General features: G+C 68.4%; 1 protein-coding gene. It reads right to left on the bottom strand.

Translation table 11 applies throughout. The features are described from left to right. Positions 1 to 2,140 (bottom strand): PglZ domain-containing protein (locus FJ251_14890; GenBank protein ID MBM4118988.1); only part of this gene is annotated, 2,140 nt, incomplete at its 3' end. Between the last annotated feature and the right edge of the window lie 989 nt (positions 2,141 to 3,129).

Here is a 3,129-nt window from a genome sequence, read left to right as displayed (position 1 = left end):
GGTGGCCATTCGGGAAGATGAAGTCGAGGTCGGTGTCGTAGCCGAGGTCAGCTCCAGATACGCGCATCGCCGCCGCGGGCGTCTGTCCCCCGCGGCCGGCCCAACATCGCCGGTGCTGGTCAACGGCGTCGCCCCCCGGCTTGTCCATCAGCATGTCCTCTTCCTTCCGGATCGAGAACTGATGGCCGTGGTCCGCAGTGACCACGAAGTGCTCGATCCCGGTGCGGGCGAGCTTTCGAACCGCGCGGGCCAGGTTGCCGATGACGGTGTCCATGATCTGCCGGGCGAGCAGCCCGCCGTCCATCTCGCCGAGGCCGTCGATCGACTGCGAACGCACGATGACCAGCGGCGCATCGGCCAGCCGCTTCTCCAGCGCGCGGGTCGATTTCTGGAGCAGCTCGCCGAGGTCGATGTCGACGGCCTCGGGGCGAACGGCCTTGAGGTACTTCATCCGCTCGGCGAGCCCCGGCAGGATCGTGTCGCCGATGCGCGCAGCAAGCTTGCCCTTGTGGTCGACCACCGAGAAGCTCGACGAGGCGCCCCCCAGCAACGCAGCCATGCCGATCGGCGTGATCGAGGGGAGCCCGCCCACGGCGGGTACTAGGCGCAGCTCCAGTGCGCCCTCGAGCTGCTCGATCAGGTCGGCCGCCATCTCGAAGCGCATGGCGTCGACGAAGAAGTAGGCCACCCGGCCGCGCACCGACTCGACCAGCTCCGGGTAGATACGGGTCTGGTGGAGGACGTCGCTGACCGACCACCCGGCCGCGGCGAGGGCGGCCGTGTAGCCCTCGGTCATCTCTTTGAGGAGCGTTTCGTGGTTGCGGCGCACCAGCCCGAGGGCCTTCTCGAGCGCAGGCTCGGGCTCGTCCTCGAGCTTCGCGACCCACGACTCGAGCGCCCTCTGCGCGAGGTCCGCGCGGTACCAGTCAATCGCGTAGCCTTCGACCCAGCTCTTGGGGGTCCCGGCGGTCTGTTTCAAGAGCGGGCGAACTCGCCCCACCTCGCGCCCTAGCTCCGCCATAAGACGACAGGTCTCCCACAGTCCAAGCCGGCCAAGGCTGCGGTCGACCCAGAAGCTACGCCGCCGCTCGACCACGAGCTCGAGCGCACGGTCATAGTAAGTATCGGCGATCATATTCGCAGCGTGCTCGAGCAGGACCGCTTCCTCGAAGCGGAAGGTGTCGATCGTCCCGAGTGCTTCCGCGTCGAGCTTGAGCGCCGGGAGGTTGAGCTCGCGCTCGATGCCGTCGGCGATGTCGCTGTAGGCGTCGGGGTGCTCGCGGCGCAGACGCTCGGTGACGTCGCGAACGCGCTGCAGCTCCTCCTTCGTCGGCGGGGCTGGGACGACATCGAGCTGACCGGGCGCCTGGCCCCCGAGGTCGGAGCGAAGCTCGTTGACGAGCACGTAGCGCAGGGTCTGGTGACGCGCCTTCGCCAGGCTGACGTCCGATAGTGCGAGGCCGAGGCGAGCTTGGACGAGCTTGAGTAGCTCGGGCGCGGCCTGCTTCGTTTCGAGATCCGAATCGCAGGCCTCGTCGGTGAGCCAGCGGCAGATGAGTTCCTCGCTCGAACCGCCGCCCAACACCAGCCTGACCAGCGAGGTCGATTCGTCGGCTCCGCCGCCCTCGTCGAGCAGAAAGCGCACTACGTCGTGGTACGTGAGCGACTCCAGCGCGAGCATCTCGTCGATGTCGCCGTCCGTGTAGCGGCGCCGAAGCTCGTTCCGCGCGAGGCCACGAAGGCTCGGCTCGTAGGACTTGCCAGCGCAGTCGAGCTCGAAGAGCACGTTCCAGACGTCCTTGCCCTGCGCCGTGTTGGGCGTCGCCGGAGCCCGCAGCTTCCCGAGCCGCTCCTTGGCGTAGCCCGGCACGTAGATGAGGACCGGCTCCGGACGCGGTGCCGCGAGGATGGGCTCCATGGCGGCCTTGAGCGCGAAGAACGAGCCTTCGAAACGGGCCACGTGCGTCAGCGTGTCGTGGATGCAGACTCGAGGGAGGTCACCTACGCCCGTGCCAACGACGTCGAGCTCGTCGAGGAAGGGTCGGAACTCCTCACGCAGGTCGTAGAACACGACGATGCGCCGCTCGCGGAGGAGACGGTCGAGCGTCGACGCGATGTGCTGGTGCAGGCCGTGCATCATCCGTCTTCTCCTGGCGAGTCTGCGTGGTAGCGCGTGCCGCGCTTCTGCCCAGTGCGCGTGACAACGCCTCGGTCGAGCAAGGCGGCGATGGCCTTGCTCCAGTCCCCGTCCGACAGGCCCGTGGCGGCGAGCACGTCGGCCTTGGAGGCGCCATCTGCCACAGTGGCGATGGCGGCCTTGACCGCGCGAAGCGTGGTCTCGTCGGCCGCTGTGTCGGGGGCGGTGGCCCGCGCTGCGGCGGGCGCAGACTTGGCTGCGGAGGGGCGCGGTGACCCGCTCCGGCCCTTCGCCTTGCGCCCCTTGCTCGCCGTGGGCGTGGCGGCGGACAGGAGGTCGTTCAGCGCGGCCCTGACGGTGGTGGAGCTCCGCTCCTGGATGAGCTCCTGCACGGTCGCGTCGTTGACCCGGCTCTTGCGCCAGGTTCCCGAGTCGTCCTCGTGCCAGAACACGTCCTCGAGCCCGTGGGCGATGGCGAGGCTGCGGTCGTCGATGCAGGGGGGCACCACCCGCTCGGGCCACAGATGCATCGCGATGTGCGCCCAGTCGTACTCGCCGGCGACGAGCTCATCCCAGGCCTTCTTGCACTCGCTCTGCCAGCTCCGGGTCTGCGGCACGAGCCGCCACAGCGGGGCGAAGTTGAGGATGACGCCGTCGTCGAGGTTCGGCTTCCAGAGCGGGGCGACGCGTGCGACCTCGATCTTCAGCGCCTGCAGCTCGCCGACAAGGGTCTCCTGCTGCTCGATCTCGCGCCGCTGGGCGGCGGAGGAATTGGCGCCCGCTTTCTGGGTAAGCCCGTCGAGCTTGACCTTCTCGTGGTCGAGCTTCGGCCCCACGAAGTCGTTGAGCACGCGGAAGAGGGTGTCACCGGTCGCGCGGTGGATGTAGATCCAAACCGAGTACGATCCCGACGCCGTCGCGAGCTGCCAGTAGATCGGCGCCTTGCGCCGGCTCTTCGAGTACTGAGCGATGTGGTAATCGAAGAAGCGGGG

This window comes from bacterium (assembly GCA_016873475.1).
Classification (GTDB): Bacteria; Krumholzibacteriota; Krumholzibacteriia; order JACNKJ01; family JACNKJ01; genus VGXI01.
The sequence above is the reverse complement of the archived record's forward strand: the minus strand, read 5'-3'. Positions and strand labels throughout refer to the sequence as shown.